This is a genomic window from Bradyrhizobium huanghuaihaiense (assembly GCF_007830635.1).
In the GTDB taxonomy this organism is placed as follows: domain Bacteria; phylum Pseudomonadota; class Alphaproteobacteria; order Rhizobiales; family Xanthobacteraceae; genus Bradyrhizobium; species Bradyrhizobium huanghuaihaiense.
Genome location: NZ_VLLA01000004.1, coordinates 273,559 through 299,811, shown reverse-complemented (window position 1 = coordinate 299,811; position 26,253 = coordinate 273,559). Strand labels below are relative to the sequence as shown.

At 64.9% G+C, this 26,253-nt stretch carries 24 protein-coding genes; 14 read left to right on the top strand and 10 right to left on the bottom strand.

What is annotated here, in order from left to right; all coding sequences use genetic code 11:
* Nucleotides 1-24: 24 nt before the first annotated feature.
* Nucleotides 25-1,317, bottom strand: a complete 1,293-nt coding sequence (locus tag IQ16_RS11920; protein ID WP_018641501.1) for an adenylosuccinate synthase — start codon at nt 1,315-1,317, stop codon at nt 25-27.
* A 425-nt stretch (nt 1,318-1,742) separates the two neighbouring features.
* Here IQ16_RS11920 and IQ16_RS11915 point away from each other — a divergent pair, with 425 nt between their 5' ends.
* The 3 genes from IQ16_RS11915 (at nt 1,743) to IQ16_RS11905 (ending at nt 5,060) form a co-directional block, all read left to right on the top strand.
* Entirely contained in the window at nt 1,743-2,675 is a 933-nt protein-coding gene (locus IQ16_RS11915; protein ID WP_018641502.1) for a DMT family transporter, read from the top strand.
* Between the two features lie 251 nt (nt 2,676-2,926).
* Nucleotides 2,927-3,862 carry a DMT family transporter gene (locus IQ16_RS11910; RefSeq protein ID WP_018641503.1) on the top strand — a complete coding sequence of 312 codons (936 nt, stop codon included), beginning with the start codon at nt 2,927-2,929 and terminating at the stop codon, nt 3,860-3,862.
* 223 nt (nt 3,863-4,085) lie between these two features.
* A complete protein-coding gene (locus IQ16_RS11905) occupies nt 4,086-5,060 on the top strand; it encodes a Bug family tripartite tricarboxylate transporter substrate binding protein (RefSeq protein WP_018641504.1) in 975 nt (324 codons plus the stop codon).
* 122 nt (nt 5,061-5,182) lie between these two features.
* On the opposite strand, the gene IQ16_RS11900 is transcribed toward IQ16_RS11905, so the two are convergent.
* Nucleotides 5,183-6,868, bottom strand: a complete 1,686-nt coding sequence (locus IQ16_RS11900; RefSeq protein ID WP_018641505.1) for a methyl-accepting chemotaxis protein — start codon at nt 6,866-6,868, stop codon at nt 5,183-5,185.
* 252 nt (nt 6,869-7,120) lie between these two features.
* Between IQ16_RS11900 and IQ16_RS11895 the strand changes: the two genes are divergently transcribed.
* From IQ16_RS11895 to IQ16_RS11880, 4 genes are all read left to right on the top strand, one after another.
* Nucleotides 7,121-8,164 carry a C-terminal binding protein gene (locus IQ16_RS11895; RefSeq protein ID WP_018641506.1) on the top strand — a complete coding sequence of 348 codons (1,044 nt, stop codon included), beginning with the start codon at nt 7,121-7,123 and terminating at the stop codon, nt 8,162-8,164.
* Between the two features lie 84 nt (nt 8,165-8,248).
* The gene (locus tag IQ16_RS11890; protein ID WP_018641507.1) at nt 8,249-9,589 is read left to right on the top strand and encodes an ABC transporter substrate-binding protein; all 1,341 of its coding nucleotides are present in this window, start codon (nt 8,249-8,251) and stop codon (nt 9,587-9,589) included.
* 124 nt (nt 9,590-9,713) lie between these two features.
* On the top strand, nt 9,714-10,670 hold the full coding sequence (locus tag IQ16_RS11885) for a carbohydrate ABC transporter permease (RefSeq protein ID WP_018641508.1): 957 nt from the start codon (nt 9,714-9,716) through the stop codon (nt 10,668-10,670).
* A complete protein-coding gene (locus IQ16_RS11880) occupies nt 10,663-11,559 on the top strand; it encodes a carbohydrate ABC transporter permease (protein ID WP_018641509.1) in 897 nt (298 codons plus the stop codon). The genes IQ16_RS11885 and IQ16_RS11880 overlap by 8 nt, the downstream gene beginning before the upstream one ends.
* 5 nt (nt 11,560-11,564) lie before the next feature.
* On the opposite strand, the gene IQ16_RS11875 is transcribed toward IQ16_RS11880, so the two are convergent.
* Nucleotides 11,565-12,458 carry a LysR family transcriptional regulator gene (locus IQ16_RS11875; protein ID WP_018641510.1) on the bottom strand — a complete coding sequence of 298 codons (894 nt, stop codon included), beginning with the start codon at nt 12,456-12,458 and terminating at the stop codon, nt 11,565-11,567.
* A gap of 133 nt (nt 12,459-12,591) precedes the next feature.
* On the opposite strand from IQ16_RS11875, the gene IQ16_RS11870 reads away from it, so the two are divergent.
* The 3 genes from IQ16_RS11870 to IQ16_RS11860 all read left to right on the top strand — a co-directional run bounded on the left by IQ16_RS11870 (nt 12,592) and on the right by IQ16_RS11860 (nt 15,507).
* Entirely contained in the window at nt 12,592-13,593 is a 1,002-nt protein-coding gene (locus IQ16_RS11870; RefSeq protein WP_018641511.1) for an alpha/beta fold hydrolase, read from the top strand.
* A gap of 82 nt (nt 13,594-13,675) precedes the next feature.
* On the top strand, nt 13,676-14,023 hold the full coding sequence (locus IQ16_RS11865; protein ID WP_145831473.1) for a hypothetical protein: 348 nt from the start codon (nt 13,676-13,678) through the stop codon (nt 14,021-14,023).
* A gap of 128 nt (nt 14,024-14,151) precedes the next feature.
* The gene (locus IQ16_RS11860) at nt 14,152-15,507 is read left to right on the top strand and encodes an esterase-like activity of phytase family protein (protein WP_018641513.1); all 1,356 of its coding nucleotides are present in this window, start codon (nt 14,152-14,154) and stop codon (nt 15,505-15,507) included.
* Between the two features lie 45 nt (nt 15,508-15,552).
* On the opposite strand, the gene IQ16_RS11855 is transcribed toward IQ16_RS11860, so the two are convergent.
* The 6 genes from IQ16_RS11855 to IQ16_RS11830 all read right to left on the bottom strand — a co-directional run bounded on the left by IQ16_RS11855 (nt 15,553) and on the right by IQ16_RS11830 (nt 20,955).
* Entirely contained in the window at nt 15,553-16,380 is an 828-nt protein-coding gene (locus IQ16_RS11855; protein WP_018641514.1) for a TonB family protein, read from the bottom strand.
* Nucleotides 16,380-16,820, bottom strand: coding sequence for a TonB system transport protein ExbD (exbD, locus tag IQ16_RS11850; RefSeq protein ID WP_018641515.1), 441 nt, complete (start codon nt 16,818-16,820; stop codon nt 16,380-16,382). Before exbD ends, IQ16_RS11855 begins: the two co-directional genes overlap by 1 nt.
* A 3-nt stretch (nt 16,821-16,823) precedes the next feature.
* Entirely contained in the window at nt 16,824-17,600 is a 777-nt protein-coding gene (gene exbB / locus IQ16_RS11845) for a tonB-system energizer ExbB (protein WP_018641516.1), read from the bottom strand.
* 25 nt (nt 17,601-17,625) lie between these two features.
* On the bottom strand, nt 17,626-18,129 hold the full coding sequence (gene hutX / locus IQ16_RS11840) for a heme utilization cystosolic carrier protein HutX (RefSeq protein ID WP_018641517.1): 504 nt from the start codon (nt 18,127-18,129) through the stop codon (nt 17,626-17,628).
* A gap of 31 nt (nt 18,130-18,160) precedes the next feature.
* Nucleotides 18,161-18,496 carry a heme-degrading protein HmuQ gene (gene hmuQ / locus IQ16_RS11835; protein WP_018641518.1) on the bottom strand — a complete coding sequence of 112 codons (336 nt, stop codon included), beginning with the start codon at nt 18,494-18,496 and terminating at the stop codon, nt 18,161-18,163.
* A gap of 116 nt (nt 18,497-18,612) precedes the next feature.
* A complete protein-coding gene (locus IQ16_RS11830) occupies nt 18,613-20,955 on the bottom strand; it encodes a TonB-dependent hemoglobin/transferrin/lactoferrin family receptor (RefSeq protein ID WP_026311767.1) in 2,343 nt (780 codons plus the stop codon).
* A 270-nt stretch (nt 20,956-21,225) separates the two neighbouring features.
* On the opposite strand from IQ16_RS11830, the gene IQ16_RS46515 reads away from it, so the two are divergent.
* The 4 genes from IQ16_RS46515 to IQ16_RS11810 are packed head-to-tail and all read left to right on the top strand — an operon-like array spanning nt 21,226 to nt 24,268.
* Entirely contained in the window at nt 21,226-21,432 is a 207-nt protein-coding gene (locus tag IQ16_RS46515; RefSeq protein WP_026311768.1) for a hemin uptake protein HemP, read from the top strand.
* Between the two features lie 6 nt (nt 21,433-21,438).
* Nucleotides 21,439-22,389, top strand: coding sequence for a heme/hemin ABC transporter substrate-binding protein (locus tag IQ16_RS11820; protein WP_018641521.1), 951 nt, complete (start codon nt 21,439-21,441; stop codon nt 22,387-22,389).
* A complete protein-coding gene (locus IQ16_RS11815; protein ID WP_018641522.1) occupies nt 22,386-23,477 on the top strand; it encodes a FecCD family ABC transporter permease in 1,092 nt (363 codons plus the stop codon). The genes IQ16_RS11820 and IQ16_RS11815 overlap by 4 nt, the downstream gene beginning before the upstream one ends.
* Nucleotides 23,474-24,268: a heme ABC transporter ATP-binding protein gene (locus IQ16_RS11810; RefSeq protein WP_018641523.1), complete on the top strand. Its 795-nt coding sequence runs from the start codon at nt 23,474-23,476 to the stop codon at nt 24,266-24,268. Before IQ16_RS11815 ends, IQ16_RS11810 begins: the two co-directional genes overlap by 4 nt.
* Before the next feature lie 147 nt (nt 24,269-24,415).
* Here IQ16_RS11810 and IQ16_RS11805 read toward each other — a convergent pair whose 3' ends face one another.
* On the bottom strand, nt 24,416-26,092 hold the full coding sequence (locus IQ16_RS11805) for a mucoidy inhibitor MuiA family protein (protein ID WP_018641524.1): 1,677 nt from the start codon (nt 26,090-26,092) through the stop codon (nt 24,416-24,418).
* Nucleotides 26,093-26,253: the final 161 nt, after the last annotated feature.

The following is a 26,253-nucleotide window of genomic DNA, read 5'->3' as shown; positions in this document are numbered from 1 at the left end:
TACGCGCGTCCCGGTAAGATATCGTTAAGCCTCAAACGGATTTTGCACCAGGATAGTATCCTCGCGTTCGGGGCTGGTGGAAAGCAGCGCGACCGGACACCCGACCAATTCCTCGATCCGGCGGACATATTTGATGGCCTGGGCCGGCAGTTGCGCCCACGACCGGGCATTGGCGGTCGGCTCCTTCCAGCCCTCGATGGTCTCGTAGATCGGCTCGACCCGGGCCTGGGCGCCCTCACCGGCCGGGAAATGGTCGATCTCCACGCCGTCGAGCTTGTAGCCGGTGCAGACCTCGATCGTGTCGAAGCCGTCGAGGATGTCGAGCTTGGTCAGCGCGAGACCGTTGATGCCGCAGGTGCGGACCGCCTGGCGGACCAGCACGGCGTCGAACCAGCCGCAGCGGCGGGGCCGCCCGGTATTGGTACCGAACTCGCGGCCGCGCTCGCCGATCTTGCGGCCGATCTCGTTGTCCTGCTCGGTCGGGAACGGGCCCTGGCCGACACGGGTCGTGTAGGCCTTGCACAGGCCGAGCACATAGCCGACCGCGCCCGGCCCGAGGCCGGCACCGGTCGCGGCCTGCGCCGCCACCGTGTTGGACGAGGTGACATAGGGATAGGTGCCGTGGTCGACGTCGAGCAGCGCGCCCTGCGCGCCCTCGAACAGCATGCGCTTGCCGGCGCGCCGCTCGATGTCGAGCAGGCGCCACACCGTCTCGACATAGGGCAGCAGCTGCGGCGCCAGCGCGCTCAATTCCTTCAGGATCTCCTTGCCGTCGAACTCCGGCAGGTTGAGACCGCGGCGCAGCGCATTGTGGTGCGCCAGCAGCCGGTCGATCTTGTGCGGCAGGGTGTTGAGGTCGGCGAGATCCATCAGGCGGATGGCGCGGCGGCCGACCTTGTCCTCGTAAGCCGGACCGATGCCGCGGCGGGTGGTGCCGATCGCGGTTGCCGCGTTCGAGGACTCGCGCAGGGCGTCGAGCTCGCGGTGCAGCGGCAGGATGAGGGTGACGTTCTCGGCGACGCGAAGATTGTCCGGGGAGACCGCGACGCCCTGCGAGCGCAGCTTGGTGACCTCGTCGAGGAAGGCGGTGGGATCGAACACCACGCCGTTGCCGATCACCGACAGCTTGCCCTCGCGCAGGACGCCGGAGGGCAGCAGCGCAAGCTTGTAGGTCTTGCCGTTGATCACCAGCGTGTGGCCGGCGTTATGGCCGCCCTGGAAGCGGACGACGATGTCCGCCTGCTCCGACAACCAGTCGACGATCTTGCCCTTTCCTTCGTCGCCCCACTGGGCGCCGACGACGACAACGTTGGCCATTCGCGGGTAATCCCTGTTCAATCTGTCTTCAGGAGGCACGATCCTCGCGGAAAACCGGTGTCCACTTTTCCGGGATCATGCCTGACGCCCAGCCGATCCGCGGCCCAGGACCGCTCGCACGCAAGGCAGCCAACCGGATAAAGGAAGCGGCCCCTCTAGGCAAGCAAGAACGGGGCTTTTTCGAGGTCCGGGGGCCGGTCCAAGCCTTTGATATCCCCTTAAAATCTCGCAACCTTTGCCGCCGGCGCCAGGGCTTCGACCAAAGCCTGAGAAGCCACCTTCGCCGCGGCATGGGCGCGATGCATCCGCCCCCCGTTGATGCAACCGCGATTTCCGTGTCTTTGGACCGTGCCGGGCGATTGAAGCCGGCCCGGATATCGCCGGGCCGGGGCCTCGGCGCATGACGCGGGGCCATAACAACCACAATGTCCGCCACCGGCCAGACCACGAGCGCCGACACATCCGGTCACAACTGGGTCGCCAACCAGCCTTATCTGCTGCTCAGCATCACCGCACTGTGCTGGGCCGGCAACGCCATCGTCGGGCGGCTCGCCGCCGGCCATATCCCGCCGGTGACGCTGTCGTTCCTGCGCTGGCTGCTCGCCTTCCTGCTGGTGCTGCCGTTCGCCTGGAAACACCTGGTGCAGGATTGGCCCGCGATCCGCGGGCGGCTCGGACTGATGGTCACGCTCTCGATCACCGGCATCGGCGCCTTCAACACGCTGCAATACTGGGCGCTGGAGCATACGCAGGCGCTCAACACACTGCTGCTGCAGTCGGCTGCGCCGCTGCTGGTGGCGCTGTGGTCGCTGGTCATCCTCGGCATCCGCCTCACCGCGGCGCAGGCCTTCGGCGTGCTGCTGTCGATGTGCGGCGTGCTGACCATTCTCCTGCATGGCGACTTCACCACGCTGTCGAACATCGAGTTCAACAAGGGCGACCTGATCTTCCTGCTCGCGCTTCTGATCTTCGCGCTCTATTCGGTGCTGAGCCTGAAGCGGCCGGCGATGCACGGCCTGTCGTTCCTCGCCTTCACCTTCGGTGCCGGCGCCGCTTGCCTCATCCCGCTGGAGATCTGGGAGCTCTCCGCGCGTCCGGTGATGAAGCTCGATGCGCAGAACCTGCTCACCCTGCTCTACGTCGCGGTGTTCCCCTCGACCCTCGCCTATCTCTGCTTCAATCGCGGCGTGCGCCTGATCGGCGCCAACCGCGCCGCGCCGTTCTTCCACGTCGTGCCGGTGTTCGGCTCGATCATGGCGATGGTGTTTCTCGGCGAGCACCCGCAGGCCTTCCACTTCATCGGCTTCGCGCTGGTGCTGTCAGGCGTGTTCGCGGCGTCGAGGAAGCAGGCGGGTTAATTCGCTCTCGTAGGGTGGGCAAAGCGAAGCGTGCCCACCATGCCAGCTGCAACGGAGAGGATGGTGGGCACGGCGCGCGAAGAGCGCGCCTTTGCCCACCCTACGAATCTGTCAGACGCGGAGAGCCAGGCCTTCGATGTTCAACATATTAGCCGCCAATGACACCTCCTCAGGTGATGCGCGCATTGTAGCATTGCGGCCCTGTGACTTGTGCCACGGCGGCGATCGGGCGCAAGTTGTATCCGACACCCATGACGATTGCTTCGCCCGCGCCACCGGCCGCCAATCCGGCCAGCTGGCTCAACAACCAGCCTTATCTGCTGCTCAGCCTGAGCTCGCTGTTCTGGGCCGGCAACATCGTGCTCGCGCGCCATGTCGGCGCGCATGTGCCGCCGCTGACGATGACCACCATCCGCTGGTTCGGCGTGTTCCTGATCCTGTTGCCGTTCGCCTGGCCGCATCTGAAGCGCGACTGGCCCGCACTGCGCAGGAGCCTGCCCTTGATGCTGTTCCTGTCGCTGGTGGGCTTCGCCTTCAACAACGCGATCTCGTACTGGGCGATGCAATACACCGAGGCGCTGAATGCGCTGCTGATCCAGTCGGCAGGTCCGCTGTTCGTGGCGCTGTGGTCGCTGGTGCTGTTCGGCGTGCGGCTGACCGGCGGGCAGCTCGCCGGCATCGCGATCTCGCTGCTCGGCGTGCTGATCATCATCCTGCGCGGCGATCTCGCCGCGCTCGCCGGTATCAGCTTCAACCGGGGCGATCTCATGTTCGCCTACTCGCTGATCGCGTTCGGCCTCTACTCCGCCTTCATCCCGCGCCGGCCCAAGGTCCACCAGCTGTCCTTTCTGTCCTTCACCACCTGCTGCGGCGCGATGATGCTGCTGCCCACCGCGATCTGGGAGGCAATGAGTGGCCGCGTCCTGCATTTCGATGCGCTGACGCTGGCAACGCTGGGCTACATCCTGATCTTCCCCTCGACGCTGGCCTATCTCTTCTTCAACCGCGGCGTCGCGCTGATCGGCCCGAACCGGGCCGCACCGTTCTTCCATCTGGTGCCGGTGTTCGGCTCGGCGATGGCGATCGTCCTGCTCGGCGAAAAGCTGCAGCCGTTTCATTTGATCGGCTACGCGCTGGTGCTCGCCGGCGTCGTGATCGCCTCGCGCCAGGGTTCGGCGGCGAAGTAATTCCGCAGCGCGGACGCAAGTCTCGTGTCCCGGACGCGGCGCAGCGCGAAGCGGTGCGACGCAGAGCCGGGACCCAGATTCCGCAGAGATAGGCCCCGGTTCAGCAGCGCATCACTACGTGCTGCGCTGCGCCCGGGGCACGAGACCAAGTTGACTCACGTCTTCCGATTTTTACGAGGACAAGCTAGGTTCCCCGCCAACGAAAAAGAGGGAACGACCAGACATGCTTTCAGCGTTGATCCGAAACCTGCGCATCGTCGGCACGGCCGCGCTTTGTCTCGCCGCGTCAGCCGCTCAAGCCGACACTTACCCCAGCCGCAACATCACGCTGGTGCTGCCGTTCGCGGCCGGCAGCGGCACCGACACCACGACGCGGCTGATCTCGCAGCACCTGTCGCAGGCGCTCGGCGTCGGCATCGTGATCGAGAACAAGGCCGGCGCCAACGGCATGATCGCCGCGACCTTTGTCGCGCGCGCCGCTCCCGACGGCTACACGCTGCTGGTGACCACCAACACCACGCATTCGGCCAATCCCTATCTGCTCAAGAGCCTGACCTACGATCCGGTCAAGGATTTCACCCCGATCGCGCGCACCGGCGATCTGCCCTTCATGCTGGTCATTCATCCCGACGTCCCGGCCAAAACCGTCGGTGAGCTCGTCGCTTACGGTAAGGCCAATCCGGGCAAGCTGAGCTACGCCTCGGGCTCGTCCTCGGCGATCGTGTCGGGCGCGACCTTTGCGCACAATGCCGGGCTCGATTTGTTGCACGTGCCCTACAAGAGCTCGCCGCCGGCGCTCAACGACGTCATGGGCGGCCGCGTCTCGATGATGTTCGTGGACATCCTGACCGGCCTGCCCCACGTCCAGGGCAACGCACTACGCGCGCTCGCCGTCACCACCAAGGACCGCTCGCCGCTGGTGTCGAACCTGCCCTCGATGCAGGAGGCCGGCGTGCCCGATTTCGACATCTCGTCGTGGCAGGGCTATTTCGGCCCCGCCGGCATGCCGAAGGAGATCGTGACGCGGCTCAACGCCGAGATCCGCAAGATCGTCGAGAAGCCGGAGATCAAGGCCCAGCTCGCCACGCTCGGCATGGACGCCTTCTCAGGCACGCCGGAGCAGCTCGGCACGTTCGTGAACGAGCAGCTGGTGCTGTGGGAGAAGCTGATCACCAACGCGAAGATCGAGAAGCAGTAGGACGGTCTCGTAGGGTGGGCAAAGCGCAAGCGTGCCCACCGAGACGTCACCGCGAACTCAAAAAGAGAAGGTGGGCACGACGCTTCGCGTCTTTGCCCACCCTACGAGATCAGTGGGGGAATTTACGCCGCCCGCACCTTGGCGAGGAAGCCATCCACCGCGTTGCGCAGCGCGCCGGATTGGCTGTCCAGCTCGCGGGCGTTGGTCAGCACGTCGCCGGCCGCCGCTCCGGTCGCTTCCGCGGCCGAGGTGACGCTGCCGATATTGGCGTTGATCTCGCTCGAGCCGGCGGCGACCGACTGGATGTTGCGGGCGATCTCGCGGGTCGCCTCGCCCTGCTGCTCGATCGAGGCGGAAATGCCCGCCGTGATCTCGCTCATCTCCGCGATGGTCTGGGTGATGCCGCCGATCGCCGCGACCGCATCGCTGGTCGAGGTCTGCATCGCCGCGACCTGGGCGGAGATTTCCTCGGTGGCCTTGGCGGTCTGGTTGGCGAGCGCCTTGACCTCGGAGGCGACGACCGCGAAGCCGCGGCCGGACTCGCCGGCACGCGCCGCCTCGATGGTGGCGTTGAGCGCGAGCAGATTGGTCTGCGCCGCGATCGAGTGAATGAGCTTGACCACCTCGCCGATCTTCTCGGCGCCGGTGGAGAGTTCCTGCACCGTGGCGTTGGTGCGCTCGGCATCGCTGACGGCGCGGCTCGCGACTTCCGTCGAGCGCGTCACCTGGCGGGAGATTTCCGCAACCGAGCTCGACAGCTCTTCGGCCGCCGCAGCAACCGTGCCGACGTTGCCGGAGGCCTTCGACGAAGCGGCACCAACCGTTGCAGCACGCGAGGAGGCGTCGCTGGCGGTCGCGGTCATCGACTGCGCCGTGCTCTGCATGCCGGCTGCGGCCGAGGAGACCGAGCGGACGATGCCGTTGACGCTGCGCTCGAAGTCGCTGGCGATCTCTTCCATCGCGCTGCGACGTTCCGCCGCGGCGCGTTCCTTGGCATCCGCCTCGGTCTTCTCGAGGTCGCGGATGCGGACCGCGTTGTCCTTGAAGATCTGGACGGTCGCAGCCATCGCGCCGACCTCGTCGCCGCGACCGACGCCGGGAATCTCACCCTCGAGCTTGCCGTCGGCGAGATCCTTCATGCGCGTGCCGAGCAGGGCCAGCGGACGGCTGATGCTGCGGCCGATCATCCAGGCGACGCTGCCGGCGACGATGACGATGCCGAGCATGGCGAGGCCGAGCAGCCAGTAGACCGGACCCATCTTCTCGTCGATGTCCTCGAGATAGGCGCCGGTGCCGAGATACATCTCGAAGCCGGGGACGGCGACCGCATAGCCGAGCTTGCGGATCGGCTTCTCCTGGCCGGGCTTCATGTATTCGTAGAAGAGCAGGAGTTCACCGTTGGCCTTGACGCCGTCCATGATCTCGCGGGACAGCTTGCGGCCGTTCGTCTCCACATCCATGCGGTTCTGGCCGATCACCTTCGGATCGGGCGCAAGCTGCGTGATGCCGTCATAGCTGGTGCCGAACAGATAGCCGGAGCCCTTGTCGTAAGTCATCGCGTTGCCGTAGCGGCGCAGTTCCGCAAACGCGGCGTCCTTGGTCATCTCGCCGGCATTGACCCGCTTCATCAGCGTCGCGGCGTAGTTGCGGGCCAGTTCGACGATCGCTTTGGTCTGGTCGATGCGCGCATTCACCATCTCGCGCTTCATCAGGTAGCCGGCGAGAACTCCGGAGATGCACAGGCCGAACAAGGTGACGCCGACAAGGATGCCAAGCTTGGGGGCGATCTTCAGATTGCTCAACTTCACGGGATAGCTCCGGCAAAAAAGGGATACGGGCACGCGAGTGAATCGATCGAAATTGAATCAACCTTTAGTGTGAGACCCCTTAGCAAGTTACTTACGCGCCTCCGTAGAAGCCCCGACAATGCCGGCAAAACCGGCAATATTCATCGGTCCGGACAACCGGCAATTGTACGCACCCGCCTCGATTTCGCGTAAAAGACGCAAAGGCCCGGGAGAAGGCCGGGTCACAACAAGAAACCAAATCGGGAGCAGGAAATGCCGAAATACAAGGTGGTGACGCCGAAGGGCGCGAGCTTCACGGTCGCGGGCAGCGATTATTCCTTTGAGCGCGAAGCGCTCGATCCGATCGATGCCGAGATCGTCGAAGCCCCCGCGAACGAGGCCGAGTTCATCGCCGCCGCCAAGGATGCCGATGCCATCTATGCCAAGGGCATCCCGATCACCAAGACCATCATCGACAGCCTGCAGAGCTGCAAGGTCATCACGCTCGGCTCGGTCGGCGTGGACAGCGTCGACGTGAAGGCCGCCACCGCCCGCGGAATTCCCGTCACCAACATTCCCGACACTTTCATCGAGGAGGTCGCCGACCACGCCATGATGCTGCTGCTCGCCGGCTTCCGCCGCCTGGTCGAGCAGGACCGCATGGCGCGCGACGGCCGCTGGGCCGAGGGCCGGCCGGCGCTGCTCAAGATCCCGAGGCTGATGGGCCAGACGCTCGGCTTCATCTCGTTCGGCCGCGTCGCGCGCGCGGTTGCGAAACGCGCGGCGCCCTTCGGCCTGCGCATGATGGCCTACGATCCCTTCATCCAGGAAACGCTGATGTACGACCACGGCGTGATCCCTGCGACACTGGGCGAGGTGCTGTCGCAATCCGACTTCGTCTCGATGCACGCACCCGCGCGGCCCGAGGTGCACCACATGCTGACCGAGAAGCACTTTCGGCAGATGAAGAAAGGCTCGATCTTCATCAACACCGGGCGCGGCGCCACGGTGGACGAGGAGAGCCTGATCAAGGCGCTGCAGGAGGGGTGGATCGCGCACGCCGCCCTCGACGTGCTGGAGAAGGAACCGCCTTCGCACAACAATCCGCTGCTCGGCATGGAGAACGTGACCCTGACCGCCCATGTCGCCTCGGCCTCGGCACGGTTCGACGAGGCGCGCAAGCGCCGCGTGGGCTACGAATTGTCACTGGTGCTTCAGGGCATGTGGCCGGTAAGCTGCGTCAATCCGTCGGTGCTGCAGAACACCGCGCTCCGCCGCTGGCAGCCCGTCAGCATGGACCGCGGACCGAACAGCTAGGCGGCCGGCGCAACAAGCGCCGAAGACCGAAACGGCCGTTCACCGGCGATCAACGCCGGGAAGGGAACACATAGGGAGGTACTGATGAGGAGCGACATCACACGTCGTGATGCCTTGGCGCTGGGCCTGTCCGCTGCAACGCTCGCGGCCACCGGTGCTGCAGCGCAAACATCCAATATCAAAGCGGCCGATGTCACGGCCCCCAAGTTCGAGATCGAGAAGGGCGCATCGCTGCGCATGCTGCGCCCGGTACGCTTCGTCCAGGCCGACGAGGACGTGTTCCGCGCCAATGCGGCCAAGTTCACCAAGGACACCGGGGTCGAGGTCAAGGTCGACTTCGTCGGCTGGGAAGACATCAACCAGCAGACCGCGGTGACCTCGAATTCCGGCGCCGGCCCCGACATCATCATCGGCTTCTCCGACGCGCCTCACATCTACATCGACAAGCTGATCGAGCTCACCGACGTCGCCGACTATCTCGGCAAGCGCTATGGCGGCTGGCTGCCGCTGGCGCAACGCTACGGCAAGAAGAACAAGAGCGAGGCCTGGATCGGACTGCCGTTCGGCGCCACTGCGGGTCCCCTGATCTACCGCAAATCGGCCCTGCAATCGGTCGGCTTCGACAAGGTGCCGGAAGATCATGCCGGAATTCTCGACCTGTGCCGCAAGCTGCACAAGGCCGGCAAGCCGGCCGGTTTCGCACTCGGCAACGCCAAGGGCGACGGCAACGGCTTCGCCAACTGGGCGCTGTGGTCGCACAACGCCTCGCTGCTCGACGAGGAAGGCAACGTCATCATCAACAGCAAGGAGACGATCGCCGCCCTGAACTGGGTCAAGGAGGTATACCCGACCTTCATCGCCGGCACGCCGTCATGGAACGACGTCAGCAACAACCGCGCCTATTCCTCGCAGGAGATCTTCCTGACCGCCAACGGCGTCTCGCTGTATTTCTCACTGAAGAACGACCCGGCGACGAAGGCGATTGCCGAGGACAGCGAGCATCAGCTGCTGCCCAAGGGTCTCGCCAAGGTCTCGCCGATGGCGGGCCTGACGCTGAACGCCATGGTGTTCAAGCACAGCCCGTACCCCAACGCCGCAAAGGCCTTCCTGCAATACATGCTGGAAAAGGACCAGTACGAGCCGTGGCTCAATGCCAACTCGGGCTACTGGTCCCAGCCGCTGGCCGCCTATGCCGAGGCCGCCGTGTGGTCGCAGGATCCCAAGGTGAGGCTGTTCAAGGACACGATGAACAGCACCTACTATGACGGCTACAAGGGCCCGATCTCGACCGCGACCGGCGCGGTCAGCGCCGACTATGTGCTGATTCAGATGTGTGCGTCCGTCGCCACCGGCGCTGCCACGCCGGAAGCCGCGGCCGCGGAAGCCGAGCAGCGCTGCAAGCGGTACTTCCGGCGGCAGAGATAGAGACCGTCATTGCGAGCGAAGCGAAGCAATCCAGTCCGTCCCCGCAGCGACAGCCTGGATTGCTTCGTCGCTTCGCTCCTCGCAATGACGACGTGGTGAAAGCTTAGAACAGGACAACGCCCTAATGTCCGTGACGACCCTCTCTTCCCCCGCGCTGGCGCAGCGGCAGCCGTCGTGGCTCGTGCGGCTGTTCGACTACAAGCCGTTCCTGATCGTGATGTGCCTTGCGCCGGCGCTCGGGCTGCTCGCCGTCTTCCTCACCTATCCGCTCGGCCTCGGCGTCTGGCTCGCCTTCACCGACACCACGATCGGGCGGCGCGGCATCTTCGTCGGCCTCGAGAATTTCCAGTATCTGCTGACCGATCCCTTGTGGTGGAACGCGGTGTTCTACAGCGTGTTCTACACGGGGATCGCGACCTTCGGAAAGTTCGCGCTCGGCTTCTGGCTCGCGCTGCTGCTCAACAACCATTTCCCGTTCAAGAGCGTGCTGCGCGCCATCGTGCTCTTGCCCTGGATCGTGCCGACGGTGCTCTCGGCGCTGGCGTTCTGGTGGATCTACGATCCGCAATTCTCGATCATCTCGTATCTGCTGGTCGACGTGCTGCACTGGAAGTCGAGCAATATCGACTTCCTCGGCTCGCCCTGGCCGGCGCGGTTCTCGCTGATCGCCGCCAATATCTGGCGCGGCATTCCCTTCGTCGCGATCTCGCTGCTGGCGGGCCTGCAGACCATCTCGCCCTCGCTGTACGAGGCCGCGATGCTCGACGGCGCCAGCGCCTGGCAGCGTTTCCGCTACATCACCTTCCCGATGATGATGCCGATCCTCGCCATCGTCATGACGTTCTCGATCATCTTCACCTTCACCGACTTCCAGCTCGTCTACGCCATCACCCGGGGCGGTCCGGTGAACTCGACCCACCTCTTGGCGACGCTGGCGTTCCAGCGCGGCATCGCCGGCGGCGAGCTCGGCGAAGGCGCCGCGATCGCGGTGTCGATGATCCCGTTCCTGGTGTTCGCGACGCTGTTCTCCTATTTCGGCCTGGCGCGCCGCAAATGGCAGCAGGGAGAGGCCAATGACTGACACCCTCGCGCAAGGCTCCGCCGTCACCAAAGCCGCACCCGACACCATGGCCTGGGATTCCGGGCTGCGGCGGCTGATGATGATCTATCTGCCGCTCGGCTGCTTCGTGCTGATCCTGCTGTTTCCGTTCTACTGGATGGCGATCACCTCGTTCAAGCCGAACGCCGAGCTGATGAACTACCGGGATAACAACCCGTTCTGGATCTCCTCGCCCACGCTCGCGCACATCAAGCATCTGCTGTTCAACACCGCCTATCCGCACTGGCTGAAAACGACGATGCTGGTCGCGATCGGCTCGACCACGCTGTCGCTGATCGCGTCTACGCTGGCGGCCTATGCGATCGAACGCCTGCGTTTCCGCGGCAGTCCCTATGTCGGCCTCGGCATCTATCTGGCCTATCTCGTACCGCCGTCGATCCTGTTCATTCCGCTCGCGACCGTCGTGGTGCAGTTCGGCCTGTTCGACTCGCCGTTGGCCCTGATCCTGGTCTATCCGACCTTCCTGGTGCCGTTCTGCACCTGGCTCCTGATCGGTTATTTCAAGTCGATCCCCTACGAGCTCGAGGAATGTGCGCTGGTCGATGGCGCCACGCGCCTCCAGATCCTGCGCCGGATCACGCTGCCGCTGGCGGTGCCCGGCCTGATCTCGGCCGGCATCTTCTCCTTCACGCTGTCCTGGAACGAGTTCATCTACGCGCTCGCCTTCATCCAGAGCGGCGCCAACAAGACCGTGCCGGTCGCGATCCTGACCGAGCTCGTCACCGGCGACGTCTACCAATGGGGTGCGCTGATGGCGGGCTCGCTGCTCGGCTCGCTGCCGGTCGCAATCTTCTATTCGCTGTTCGTGGACTACTACGTGTCGTCCCTGACAGGTGCGGTAAAGGAATAGCCAAATTAGGCCAGCCGGGCCTTGAGGCGCGGGGTGGCCCAATCCAGAAAGGCGCGGAGCTTGAGCGGCGCAGGCTTTCGCTCCGCATAGATGATATGCACGGGCCAGGGCTCCTGCTCGAATTCCTCCAGCATGAGGACGAGCTTGCCGGCACGCCGCGCAGCCTCCATCTTGTAGGACATCACGCGCGTGATGCCGGCACCTGCGACGGAAGCTTCGATCGCCGCCTCCGAATCGCTCACCGTCAATCTCGACCGTATCGGCACCGTGACTTCGCTGCCGTTTTGGACGAACTTCCAACTCTTCTGCGCCGCATGGCTGTCGACGCCGATACAATCGTGCGACGCGAGATCGGCGGGCTCGTTGGGATGCCCCCGCTTCGTGAGGTATCCGGGACTGGCGCAGAGCACGAACCGGACCGAGCCAACCCGGGTCGCGATCAGGTTGCTGTCCGGCAGACTGCCGATTCGAATCGAAACATCGATATTCTCGTCGACAGTGTTGACGATGCGGTCGGTGAGGACGAGCCGCAGTGCGATCTCGGGATAAGCCTCCATGAACTCGAGCGCAATCGGCAGAAGATGCATGTGGCCCAGTCCCCACGGCGACGTGACCGCGAGATCGCCCCTCGGACTTCTGTACTCGCCGGAGACCTCCCTCTCGGCATCGTCCACCTGCTCGATGATCCGCTTGCAGGCCTCGATATAGGATCGTCCCGCATCGGTCAGCGTCATCTGGCGCGACGACCTCTGAAACAGCTGGGCGTTCAGTCGCGTCTCCAGCTCGGCAACCGTTCGGCTGACTGTTGCGACCGGCATATGGAGGCGCCGGGAGGCTGCCGAGAAGCTTCCTGTATCATTGACGGCGATGATCACCGACATCGCCTCCAGCCGGTCCATCAGACGCGTCTTTCCGTAACCTGAGAAGTAGCTTCTCGATCATATGGACTGATCCGGGCGGTCGCAATCGGTTACCCGAAGCTTGCCGCGGACTTTGGAATGGGACGGCTGGAAGCTTGCCTGGAAAATAATCATGACCGAGAACATCACACGTCTATCAGCCGGCCTCGATCGCCGACACCTCGTCCTTGGCTTGTCCGGGGTTGCCGTTGGCGCCGCTACGCCGGCTGCCGCGGCGAAACCGCAACACGATCGCTCCGGGACCGGCGGCTATCCGGTCACGTACCATCGCACCAAGACCATCGACGGGATCAATATCTTCTACCGTGAAGCCGGGCCGAAGGATGCGCCCGTGGTGCTGCTGCTGCACGGCTTTCCGACCTCCTCCCACATGTTTCGCAACCTGATCCCGGCGCTCGCGGACCGGTACCATGTGATCGCTCCCGATTATCCCGGCTACGGCCAGAGCGACATGCCGCCGCGCGCCTCATTCAAGTACACGTTCGATCGCTTCGGCGAGCTCGTCGATGGTCTGCTCGACCAGCTCGGCGTCAAGCGCTACGCGATGTATGTCATGGATTACGGTGCTCCGGTGGGCTGGCGGCTGGCGCTGAAGCATCCCGAGCGCATCAGCGGCCTCATCGTCCAGAACGGCAACGCCTACGATGAAGGACTGAAGGAGTTCTGGAATCCGATCAAGCAATACTGGGCCGACGGGTCAGCGACAAGCCGTCAGGCGTTGATGAAACTGCTGACGCTGGAGACGACGAAATTCCAGTACACCGACGGCATGTCGGACGCGGGCCGGATCTCGCCGGACAACTGGGTCCATGATCAGGCGCTGCTGGACCGGCCGGGCAATAACGACATCCAGCTGGACATGTTCTACGATTACCGGACCAATCTGCCGCTGTATCCGGCGGTGCAGGCCTACTTCCGCAAGCACAAGCCGCCGACGCTGATCGTCTGGGGCAAGAACGATTTCATCTTCCCTGCCGATGGCGCCCATCCCTACAAGCGCGACCTGCCCCAGGTGGAGTTTCATCTGATCAACTCCGGCCATTTCCTGCTCGAGGACAGGTTCGACGAGGTCACTCCCCTGATCCGCGATTTCCTCGCCCGCAAGATCGCCTGACCTTGTCGGATTTCGCGAGGTTGCCGCGCCGGCGGCTACGCTGCCGGTTGCGATCTTCTACTCGCTGTTCGTGGATTATTACGTGTCGCCATTGACCGGCGCGGTAAAGGAGCATCTGAAACCAAGCCTTGAGGCGATCGAAGGCGCCGTACAAGCACGCCTTCGCGCTTCCGCGACGTCTTTACACCCGACGATCTCCTGCATAGGCTCCAGGGCATTGTCTATTTTTTCTGGAGCATTTGACATGAAGACTTTGGCCCTGATCGTCGTCGCGACTTTGCTTCTCATCCCTGCCGCATCCAGCGTGCAGGCGCAGACCGGAGGAAGCTCGACTTCCGCCAAGAAGAGCACCAAGCAACCACAGGCGAACAACCTCCCGCGATGCAGCCGCGCTATGAAGATGTCCGGCAAACCGTGTTACGGCGGATAATGCTCGGCAGCAGGTAAAGCCAAGCCCCGGACGTCGTCCCGGGGCCCGAGCTGCGGCCTTTCGCCCGGCTTCACAAAACTGCAATACGCCATCCGCATAAGGCGTGCGTCCGCCAACAGGAGACGCACATGCGCGCGACTTTTCTCAGCACCGTCGCAACGATCATTCTCACCGCGAGCACCGCGCTCGCCCAGAACGAGGGCGAATTTCCGGCCAAGCTCGCCGGCCACGTGGTGATGCCGGCCGCTACCTTCATCGACGCGCCGGCGGATGCGCCGGCCGATCTCAAGACCTCCGGCAAGTACACCACGGGAAAACGCGTCGACGCGCTCGGCACCGTCATGGGCAAGTCCTATGAGCGTCCGACCGGCGTGTCGCTGCCGTTCAAGGGCCAGCCGCTGCAGGGCCATTCCGGCATCAAGCACATGCCCGACGGCAGCTACTGGGTGATCACCGACAACGGAATGGGCGCACGCGCCAACTCGCCGGATTCGATGCTGTACCTGAACCGCTACAAGATGGACTGGGCCAACGGCAAGATCGAGCGCCAGGAGACCATCTTCCTGCACGACCCCGACAAGAAGGTCCCGTTCCGCATCGTGCATGAGGACACGCAGAAGCGTTACCTCACCGGCTCTGATTTCGACACCGAGGGCTTCCAGATCATCGGCGACACCTTCTGGATCGGCGACGAGTTCGGCCCCTACATCCTGAAGGCGGACAAGACCGGAAAAATCCTCGGCGTGTTCGAGACGGTTGCCGACGGCAAGCCGGTGCGCTCGCCGGACAACTGGGCCGTCGCGACGCCGGGCGCGCCGGGCGCGACCTACACCAACGTCAACCTCCGCCGCTCCAAGGGCTATGAGGGCTTCGCCGCGTCGAAGGACGGCAGGTTCCTCTACGGCCTGCTCGAGGGGCCGCTGTGGGATGCCGACAAGAAGGACTGGGAGAAGGTCGACGGCAAGGAAGCCTCGCGCATCCTCGAATTCGACGTCGCCGCCGAGAAGTTCACCGGCCGCTACTGGCAGTATGTGTTCGAGCAGAACGGCAACGCCGTCGGCGACTTCAACATGATCGATCAGGCCTCCGGCCTCATCATCGAGCGCGACAACGGCGAAGGCACCGCCGACAAGGCCTGCCCGCAAGGCCAGCGCGGCGAGAACTGCTTCCCCGACATCGCCAAGTTCAAGCGCGTCTACAAGATCGAGCTCTCCGACGCCAATGTCGGCAAGCCCGTACGCAAGATCGGCTATATCGACCTGATGAAGATCCAGGATCCCGACAAGAAGGCGAAGAAGACGCTGAATGACGGCGTCTACACCTTCCCGTTCTTCACCATCGAGAACGTCGATCGCGTCGACGACACCCACATCATCGTCGGCAACGACAACAACCTTCCGTTCTCCTCCAGCCGCGATCCCAACAAGGCCGATGACGACGAGTTCATGCTGCTCGAGGTCGCGGACTTCCTGAAGGCGAAGTAAGGCGACGCTCTCTCCTCTCCCGCTTCGCGCGGGAGAGGAGCCCGGTCACCTCCCGAAGATCACCGGGATGTTGATGGGGACCGTCGCATAGGTGATCTCGGGCGGCATTGCTGGAAATGGTTGCGCCTGACGCACCATTGCCGCGGCCTGGGCGTCGAGCGCCGCAACGCCCGACGATCCGCTGACGCGGCTGGACAGCACCTGGCCGCCGCGGCCGAGCGTGAAGCTCAGCCTGACGACACCTTTCTGACCATTGGCACTTGCCGGATACTGGTGGAAGCGCATCAGGTGCGCACGGACGCGCTGGTAATAGGTCGCCATCGCGGAAGCGACCGCGCCCGCACTCACGGCGGAGGCCAGCGGGGCCTGGCGTTCCGCGCGCGGCGGCGCGCTGGTGCGGGGAGCGGGCGGCGCCTCCGACGGCTTCCGGGCGTCGGGGCGCACCACCCTGGGCTTTGCCGGCGCCGGCTTCTCCACGGGCTCAATTTTCGCAGGCTCAGGCTTGGGCGGACTTGGCTCGAGCTTCTGCTCCGGCGGCGCAACCACATCCGGCTTTTCCTGCGGCGGTGTCGGTGCAAGCATCTCTTCGACCGCCTGCTGCTGCACCGGCTCGGGCGGCGACGCATCCGCCTGCTCCATCACCGGTCCCGGCGCGATATCCAGCGGCGTCGATTGCGGCGCCGACGTCTCCGGCGTCATGTCGATGAGGATCGCCGGCATGTTGACGCCCTGGTCCGGCACCTGCTTCAGCCAATTCATCGCAAGCAGTGCGACAGCAAGATGCAACGCCACGATCACCATCGCCGATACACCCCAGCGCGCGGTTTCGCGTTCGCCGGGCGGTTCGTGCAAGGCAAAGGCGTTCGCGGCCATCAGCTGCGTCCGTCGAGGCCGACCAGAGCGACCTTGAGATAGCCGGCATTGCGCAAGGTGTTCATCACCTCCATCAGGTCGCCATAGCTCACGGCCTTGTCGGCGCGCAGATAGATGCGTTCGTCCTTGCGGCCCCTGGTTGCGGCGTCGAGTGCGTTGACGAGACCATCGCGGGTCATTCTGTCCTCGCCGACGGCAACGGTGAGATCCGGCTTCACCGTCACGAAGGTCGGCTTGTCCGGCCGCGGCTGCGGCTCGGCCGCGGTCGCGGGCAGCTCGACGCCGATGTCGACGGTGGCGAGTGGAGCTGCCACCATGAAGATGATCAGCAGCACGAGCATCACGTCGATGAACGGCGTGACGTTGATCTCATGGGTGACGTCGAGATCACCGGGGTCGCCGCGCTTGAGTGGCGAACGTGCGCCGAGCTTCGCAGCCATGGCCTACTCCGCCGCCCGCGCCAGGCGGAACTCCCTGTGGTCGCGCTGGCGGCTGACCAGCAGCATGAGTTGCGCCGAGGCGTCGCCCAGCAGCGCGCGGTAATTGGCGATGCCGCGGACCAGATGGTTGTAGATCACCACCGCCGGGATCGCGGCGACGAGGCCGAGTGCGGTGGCGAGAAGCGCTTCCGCGATGCCGGGCGCGACCACGGCAAGGCTCGTGGTGTGGCTCTCGGAGATGCCGATGAAGGCGTTCATGATGCCCCAGACCGTGCCGAACAGGCCGACGAAGGGCGCGGTGGCGCCAATGGTCGCGAGCACGCCGGTGCCGCGTGCGATCTGCCGCGACATCGCCGCCTCGACGCGCTCCAACCGCAGCGCCACGCGTTCCTGAAGGCCGTCGTCGATGATGCCGCCGGAGAGCTCCGCCTCCTTCGCGCAGGACTGGATGAGCTGGGCGACGGCATCGTGCGCATCTCCGGTCCGCTCCGCTGCCTCAGCGAGCTTCATCCTGCCTTCGAGCGCGCGCGTGCGCGCTACGGCGAGCGTGCCCTTGCGGCGCAGCTCGATGCTCTTGGCGAGCCACACCGTCCACGTCACCAGCGAGGCGACGGCGAGCCCGACCATCACCGTCTTCACGACGATGTCGGCACCGAGAAACATGCCCCAGGGCGACAGATTGCGCGGCAGCAACGCCTCGTCGATGGCGAAGGCCGGCGCCGGCGCGAGCGTCATCGCGGTTGTTAGGATCACGTGCCGAAATCTGGACCTGCTTTGCATCCTGATCTCCCGACAAAAACAGAAGCTACGCCGCGATCCGATCTGCGAGCTGACGGAACCGCAGCAGCTGGTCGCTGCGCAGCGCGCGCGTCTCGTCGCGGCCGACGAACACCTTGAACATGATGCCGCCGTCGGCATTGACGAAGGCGATGAAGGCGGACGTCTTGCCCATGAAGGGCCGCTCGACGAGAGCGACGGCCGCGCAACGCTCGTGGCGGAGATGACCGTGCAATCCCTTCGGCTGCATCAGGTTGAAATAGCCGCGGCCGATCTCGCCCTTGGGAATTGCGCCCGTGAACTCGAAGATCGCGTCATCCGTGTGGACGATCAGCGTCACCTCGCCCCATTCCACGATGTCCTGCATGGCGGCGGCGAAATGCTCGCCGCTGCCGATGCGCACCATGGACGGCGGCAGCGCCTCGATCACCGCACGCGGTGTGACCTTGCGCTCGCGCGCAACGTCCTCAATCACCGCGCCGGGATTGTCGGCCATGTATGCCTCGAGATCGGCGAGATCGGTGCTCAGCATGTCCGGCTTCCTTTCGTGATCAGCCGCGATCTCAAGCGGCTGCGCTCGCCTTGCGCTCGGTCATGATGACCTCGAACCCTTCGAACTTGGGATGGCCCAGATAGAGGCTTTCGCCGGTCTTGTTGTCGGCGCGCGCATGCGCGCGGCGGAATTCCTCCGAACGCGTCCAGGCCTCGAAGGCCGCCTTGTCGACCCACACCGTGTGCGAGGAATACAGCGTGTGGTCCTCGGCGACCGGCCCCTTGAGCAGATGGAATTCGACGAAGCCCGCCATGCTGCCGAGATAGGATTCGCGGGTGCGCCAGACGGTCTCGAACGCGGCTTCCGAGCCGAGCTTCACCTGGAAACGATTCATGGCGATGAACATAAAGGTCTCTCCTTGTTATCAAGACGAACGGGTTATCAAGACGAAAACGCACCGAAGCCGCGCTGGAGCATCAGCGCGGCCCGGCGGAAGTTCATGGTGTTGCGGCGCCTTCCGGCCTACGCACCTCCGAAGTGGATCTTCATGCCGGCCTTGTAGACCCTGCCCGGTCCCGGGCTCGACCACAGCACGTCGTTCTGCGTGGTGCCGTCGGCCGAGGCGCCGGGAATGGCATAAGGCCGGTAGTACTGGTTCAGGAGATTGTCGATCGACGCCGAGAACACGATGTCCTTGGTCGCGTTGTAGGTCAGGTACAGATTGACCAGCTCGTACCCGGTCGCCGGCAGATAGCCGGCCGGCACGTCGTTGTTGGGACCGAACGAGGCCCACTGCGCCGACAGGATCAGCGTGCGATCGAGCAGGCGGACACCGCCGGTCGTGACCACCTTGCGCGGGGTGATGGTCGCGAGCCCGACATTGGTGACTGCATTCTTGCCCTGGATGTAGTGGCCGGCGACACCGACGAACCAGTTACCGGCGTCGTACATCGTCTCCGCCTCGAAGCCCTGGATGCGGGCCTGCGCGATGTTCTGATACTGGTAGTACTGCGCGAACGAGCCGACGCCCGGGAACGTCACGAATCCGAACGAGACGAGGTCGATGTAGTCGCTGACGTCGTTGCGGAACAGGTTGATCTTGCCGCGGAAAGAGTCGGACGCGGTGAAGATGTTGTCGTACTTCAGATTGAAGCCGACTTCCTTGTTCTTGCCGACCTCGGGACGGAGGTTCGGGTTGGGCAGGAAGCAGAACAAGCCGACGGTGCCGTCGGGACAGGGGAAGAGAGCCGGTCCGCCACCGGTCGCGTGAGCGCCCGAGATCACGGTCTCGGTGATCGACGGGGCACGATAGCCTTCGGCATAGCTCACATAAGGCTGGAAGCCCGGCACCGGCGTGACGCCGAGCGTGATCTTCGGCGAGAAGCGGTCGCCGCTGCCGTTGGTCTTGCCCGATTCCAGATCGTAGCGGTCGTAGCGAATCGCGCTCACTGCCTCGAACCAGCTGCTGTAGTTCTGCTTGAGCTGGACGAAGCCGCCCGACACGGTGCGGATGCCGCTCGGCGTGGTGATGTTGGAGTTGCCGCGGCTGTCGGTCGTGATCACATCATCCTGGAAGGCATCGAAGCCCACGGTGAGTGCATTGCGCCAGTCGCCGACGTTGAAGCGCGTGGTGTTGTTCGCGTCGATGCCGTAGGTGTTGAGGACATAGCCACGCTTGTCGCCGACACAGCCGGAGATGTTGTTGCCGAAATTGCCGGTGCCGCACAAGGCCGCGCCCGACGTCGAATAGTGATAGGTCTTGGTCTGGTCGTTGTCGACGCGATTGCCGTAGATCGACACGTGCGAGTCGAACAGATTGTCGCTCGGCAGCGAGTAGTTCCAGGTCAGCGTTCCCGTGTAGTTCTTGGCGTCGGACGCATAGACCGACGAGCCCTGATAGAGCGCGCGCTGTGCCGCGGTTGCCACGGGGCCGCGATTGAGCTGGCCGATATCGTATTGATAGTCCTGGAACACGGCGCCGAACTTGACCTCGTGACCGAGGGCCGGCCGCACCGTGAGCTTCATCAGGCCGGCCTCGACCTGGTTGCCGGTGTTGCCGATCTCGGTGCCGTTGCCGTCCTTGTAATTGCCTTGCGTGCGGTAAACCGCGCCGCCGAAGATATCGACGTCGGGGGTGGCGCGCACGCCGCCGAAGACCGAGCCGAGGCCGCGATTGTTGTTGGAGCCGTAGGAACCCGAGAGATCGACGCCCCAGCGCTCGCCGGGACGCAGCACGTCCTCGATGTCCTTGGTGCGGAACGAGACCAGGCCGCCGATCGCGCCGGAGCCGTAGATGTTCGCGGTCGGGCCCCGCACGACGTCGACGCCGCCGATCAATTCAGGATCGAGGAAGAAGGAGCCGTTGGCGTTGTGACCGGTGCGCTGATAGTTCTGCCGCGCGCCGTCGACGACCACCGCAACGCGCCCGAACTCCTGCAAGCCGCGGATATTGATGACCGTCGCCGGATCGTCGCCGCGCTCCTGGAACGACACGCCGGGAATGGCGTAGAAGATATCCGACAGCCGGTTCGGCTGCAGCCCCTGGATCTTTTCGAGCGTCACGGTGCTGACCGGCGCGAGCGAGTCGATCGCACGCTCCTCGACCTTCGTTGCCGCAACCGTAATCGCGTCGAGCGTCTGAACGGGCGCAGCGCCACCGGCCTGCGCGCGGGCGTTCAGGACTTCAGGCGCTGCTTGCTGTGCGGCTTGCGGCTTGGACGGCTTGCGCTTGGCCTGCTTCGAGGACGCGTTTTCAGCCTGCGGCGATGCGGTCTGCGCAAAGCCGCTTGCCGGCAGCACTGCCGCAATTGAAACCACCGACGCGCCCAAAATCAGGGCGCGCGAATACCTAGCCCCGTCAGCCATATCAGCCCCAGCCTGCACTTCACTTCAGTTTTGTTGTCGTAGTTTTGTTGTCTGGCTGGCGTGCGCCGCACGACGCGGCGACTGGCTGGCTGATTTCTCAAGGCGCGGATATCCGTCCGCTGCCATATTTGGTTACGTGGCAACACTCTGACGGTCAATGACGCCGGGTTGCAGTTTATATCAATTGTAAATTGCCGCCGTTGGATTGCGCCTGATGCCGCCTATACAAGCAGGCAGCATCTGAATTTACGAAAGCGCATCACACCCAATATGTCGGCAACATCAGGAGACAATGGCGGCGATGCGGCAGGGCCGACACAAAGCCCTTCTGCGACAACGAGAACTCTCACCATGCGCGGAAGCCGGATCGACAGCCGCGAGCTGTTCGCGCATGAGCGCGAGATCATCATCGCACATGGCGAGGACAGCTATCGGCTTCGCCTGACCTCGCAGAACAAGCTGATCCTGACGAAGTAACCTGCAATGACATTTTGTCGCACCCTTGCAAACCTCGTGCTCACTGGCACCATCGCGCTTGCGTCCAACGCGCAGGCCGCAGGCATCACGGTGCATGACGCGCGCAATCGCGACGTCACTGTCGCCGACTTCGCGCGCACGGTCTCGATCGGCGGCGCCATCACCGAGATCCTCTATGCGCTCGGACTGGAAAACCGGCTGGTCGGCGTCGACACCACGAGCCTTTATCCGGCGGCCGCGCTGCACGACAAACCCAATGTCGGCTACATGCGCCAGATCTCGGCCGAGGGCGTGCTCGGCCTCAACCCGACGCTGATCCTCGCGATCCAGGGATCGGGCCCGCGCGAGACCATGGACGTGCTGGAGACGGCGAAGGTGCCGCTGGTGCTGGTGCCCGAGACCTTCTCCGAGGACGGATTGATCGAGAAGATCAAGCTCGTCGGCCACGCCATGGGCGTCGATGCGCGCGCCGAGTGCCTGAGCGCTGCGGTCGGTGCCGATCTCAAACAGCTCAGCGCGTTGCGCGCCAAGGTGAAAAAGCCAGTGCGCGTGATGTTCGTGATGTCGCTGCAGAACGGACGCGCCATGGTCGCCGGCCACAAGACCGCGGCCGACGAGATCATCCAGCTCGCGGGCGCTGCCAACGCCGTCGACGATTACGACGGCTACAAGGTCATCGGCGACGAGGCGATCGTGGCCGCAAAACCGGACGTCGTGCTGTCGATCGAGCGCGGCAAGGATTCGCTGCAGGCCGATGCGGTCTACGCGCATCCCGGCTTTGCGCTGACGCCGGTCGCGGCCAACAAGAGCTTCATCACGATGGATGGGCTCTATCTGCTCGGCTTCGGGCCGCGGACGGCCGCGGCGGCGCGCGATCTCTCGGTCAAGCTCTATCCGGCCCTGGCCGATGGCGGCGCATTCACGTCGGCCCTGTCGGCGGCGAATTGCCGGCAATGAGCGTGGCGGTCGGGACCAAGGCACGGAGCCTGCGACGACATGCAGGACGTCGGTCCGCATCGTTCGCGATCCCTCTTCTGCTTGCGGTGCTGTTCGCCACCGCCATCGTCGCCCTGACGGTCGGCGCAGCCGGCATTCCGCTCTCCAGGCTGCCTGCGGCACTCGGCTTTGCAGGCAACACGACCGCCGATGCCATGACCGCGCGTGACCAGCTCGTGCTGTGGTCGATCCGCATCCCCCGCATCGCCGCGACCGCGATGGTCGGCGGGCTGCTGGCGGCGGCCGGCGCGATCATGCAGGGGCTGTTCCGCAATCCGCTCGCCGATCCCGCCCTGGTCGGTGTCTCCAGCGGCGGCGCGCTCGCCGCCGCGAGCGCGATCGTGTTCACGGATTCGCGCTTCGGCGAGGCGCTGCGCTTCCTGCAGACCGAGCTGCTGCCGCTGGCGGCCTTCGCGGGGTCGCTGGCAACGACCGCCATTCTCTACGGCATCTCCAGCCGCTCGGGGCGGACCTCGATCGCGATCTTCCTGCTTGCGGGTGTCGCCATCACCGCGATCGCCAACGCAGGCATCGGGCTTCTGGTGTTCATCGCCGACGACCGCCAGCTGCGCGACATCACGTTCTGGATGCTGGGCTCGATGAGCGGCGCGACCTGGACCAAGGCCGCCGTGCTCGCGCCGGTTCTCGTCATCGGGCTCGGAGCCTGCGCCTTCATCGCGCGCGGTCTCGATTTGCTGGTGCTTGGTGAAGCGGATGCCTTTCACGGCGGGGTCGACGTCGAGCGTCTCAAGCGGATCTCGATCGTCATGGTCTCCGCCGTGACCGGCGTTGCCGTGTCGATCAGCGGCGTGATCGGCTTCGTCGGCATCGTGGTGCCGCATCTGCTGCGCCTCGTCATTGGACCTGCGCATCGGCTGCTGCTGCCCGCCTCGATACTGCTTGGCGCGATCCTGATGGTCGGCGCCGACACGCTGGCGCGCACTATCGTGGCACCGGCGGAGATGCCGATTGGCATCCTGACCGCGGCAGTGGGCGCACCGGTCTTCCTCGGCATCCTGCTGCGGCAGCGCGGGCTCGCTGCGCTATGAGCGCGGTGATCGAGGCACGCGGCCTGGTCAAGCGCGCCGGCCGCGCGACGTTGCTCGACGGCGTCGGCCTGACGGTTGCGGCCGGCGAGATGGTCGCCATCATCGGCCCCAACGGCGCCGGCAAGTCGACACTGCTGCGGCTGCTCTCCGGCGACCTCCGCCCGAGCGAAGGCGAGGTGCGGCTGAAACAGCGCGACATCGGCAGCTACACGCCGCGCGAGCTTGCCGCGCGCCGCGCCATGCTGTCCCAGCACATCAACGTCACCTTCCCCTTCACGGTCGAGGAGATCGTCCTGATGGGCGCGGGCGAGCGCAGCCCGCGTGACACCGGTCCGCTCGTCGACGCCGCCCTGGACGAGGTGGGCCTTTCGCATTTCCGCGAGCGGCAATTGCCGACGCTGTCGGGCGGCGAGCAGCAGCGCGCCCATTTCGCCCGCGTGCTGGTGCAGCTCGCCTGCGGCGAGGCCGAGCATGGACCGGGACTTCTGCTGCTGGACGAGCCGACCTCGAGCCTCGACCTGCGCCACCAGATCGACCTCGTCGAAGCGGCGCGCCGCCGCGCCAGCACCGGCACCGCCGTGATCGCGATCCTGCACGATCTCAACCTCGCGATCCGCTTCGCCGACCGGCTGGTCGTGCTGAGCGGCGGCAGGCTCGCAGCCGACGGCCCGCGCGCCGAGGTCGTCACGCGCGAGAGGATTCGCGACATTTTCGAGATCGACGCCGTCGTCCATCAGGCCGACGGCGTGCCGTATGTGCTGCCGCAGTCGATGCGGGCGGTACCCCGGTGAAGGTGCGCTCCCTCGCCCCGTTCTTACGGGGAGAGGGTTGGGGAGAGGGTGTCTCCACAACGGGACAATCCCCTAGAGGAGAGAGCCCTCACCCCAGCCCTCTCCCGCAAGCGGGAGAGGGAGCGCACTTCCTTCGCGGCTAGCGTCCTACCCCGCCGGCACGATCACCATGCTCTTGTCCTTCGGCCAGCGGATGCGCCAGGCGAAGTTGATGTCCTTGACTTCGCCCGGCTTGGCGTCGAACGACCATTCCAGCACGCCGCGCCTGTCGCGGATGTTGCTCGCGGTCGGCGCGGTGGTCGAGGGCAGCATCTCGACGACGATGTCCTCGTTCTCGCTGACCGGCAACTGGTCCTCGATCGCGACCTTGATCGGGAAGTCGTGACCGTTGCGGATCGTGGTCTTGAACGAACGCTCGTCGGTCTTCGACGTCGTGACCAAGAGGCCGGCCGAGCCTTCGTTGCGCTTGAGCACGGCGCGCTCGATCTTGATCTTGTCGTCGGCGCCGAAGCCGAGCCGCACGATGTCGTCCTTGGCCGAAGCCGATATCTTGCCGCGGCCGACGAAGACGCCGTCGCGATAGATCGCAACCTTGCCCGGCAGCAGGGTGGTGTCGTCGGTCTGCTTGAAGCTGGCTTCGAGGAAGGCGGTGGTATCCATCACCGGCGCTGCGCGGACTGCAAGATCGGCAGGCACGTTCATAGAAGCGATTTTCAGGCTCTTGGCGCCTTCGGCGGCGCCGAGGCTGACGCGGCCGGGAATCTTGAAGGTGGCCTGGAAGTCGCCGATCTCGGCGACGGCCTGCTGCTCGTCGGCGCGCTCGCGCAGCTCACCCGCCTCGGCGACTTTTGCCGAAAGATGGGGTTGCATCTGACGTGCGACCGGGGCGGGCCGCGCCAGATCCGAGGCCGTACCGAGCGCCATCGGCTTCGGCACTTGCGGATATTGCGCCATCAGCGAACCCAGTTCGGGCGCGCTGCCGCCGCGGCTGATGCGGACCGTGGAGACGCCCAGCGTCACGTTCGACCAGTCCTCGCCGGTCGATTGCGTGATCTCGGCGCGGCGGACCAGCTCCAGCTGCGGCTTGCGGTCCTTGGCGCCGGTGTCGAGCCGGGCGTCATAGAGCGGCAGCCAGCGCGCATTGCGCACATTGTAAGTGACCCGCAACGTCGCCTTGGTCGCGGCTGTAGCGGCGATGTCCATGCGGACCTCGAGCTTGCTCGGCGGCTTGGCCTTGCGCTCGACATCGAGCTGGGCGATCTGCCGGTCGATATCGCGCATCTTGCGCGTGGCGTCACGGATTGTGGTATCGGCGCTCGCAATTTCGTCGCCGACTGCGGTAAAGGCCGTACGCCATTCAGCGATCGGCCGCGCCTCGCCCTTCTCGCCGATGCCGACGGGGGCGGCTTCCGCAAAATGCTCCGCAAACTTGCGCCGTGCGTTGGCCGAGTCGATTGCGCCCTGCAGATCGGCGCGCTGGTCGTTCAGCGCCTCGATCCGCTTGTCCAGCTCGGGCAGATTGACCGGCGCCGCGCGCGGCGGCCGCGCGTCGATGGTGCCGATGGTGAGCTTTGCGCCCCCCTCCCCCTCGACGCGGATGGAGGACGCATCGAGACCGAGCGGGAAGTCCTTGGCCACCAGCGTCGAGTCACCGGACGGCAAATCGACCGTGATGACGCGGGTGACGGTGGCGCCATCAGGGTAAACCGTGACGGTGTCGATCGCCGAATTGGCGTCGAGATCAGCGGCCCATGACGGCGACGCAACTGCCATGGTCACAAGAACAAGGCTCGTCGTTGCCAAACATCTTGCGGTGATGCGCATAAAGTCCCTCCTGCCGTATCGCCGCGCCGCCAGCCGGACGCGCGATCAAAATGCCTCGCCAACATGGTTGGACGCGGCAGCGAAGGAACCGGTTCGATTGGGGTTTCCGTGGGGCGCCGCTGCGGCAGCACCAAGGCCGCGGAACGTGTCATCGCCCCGCG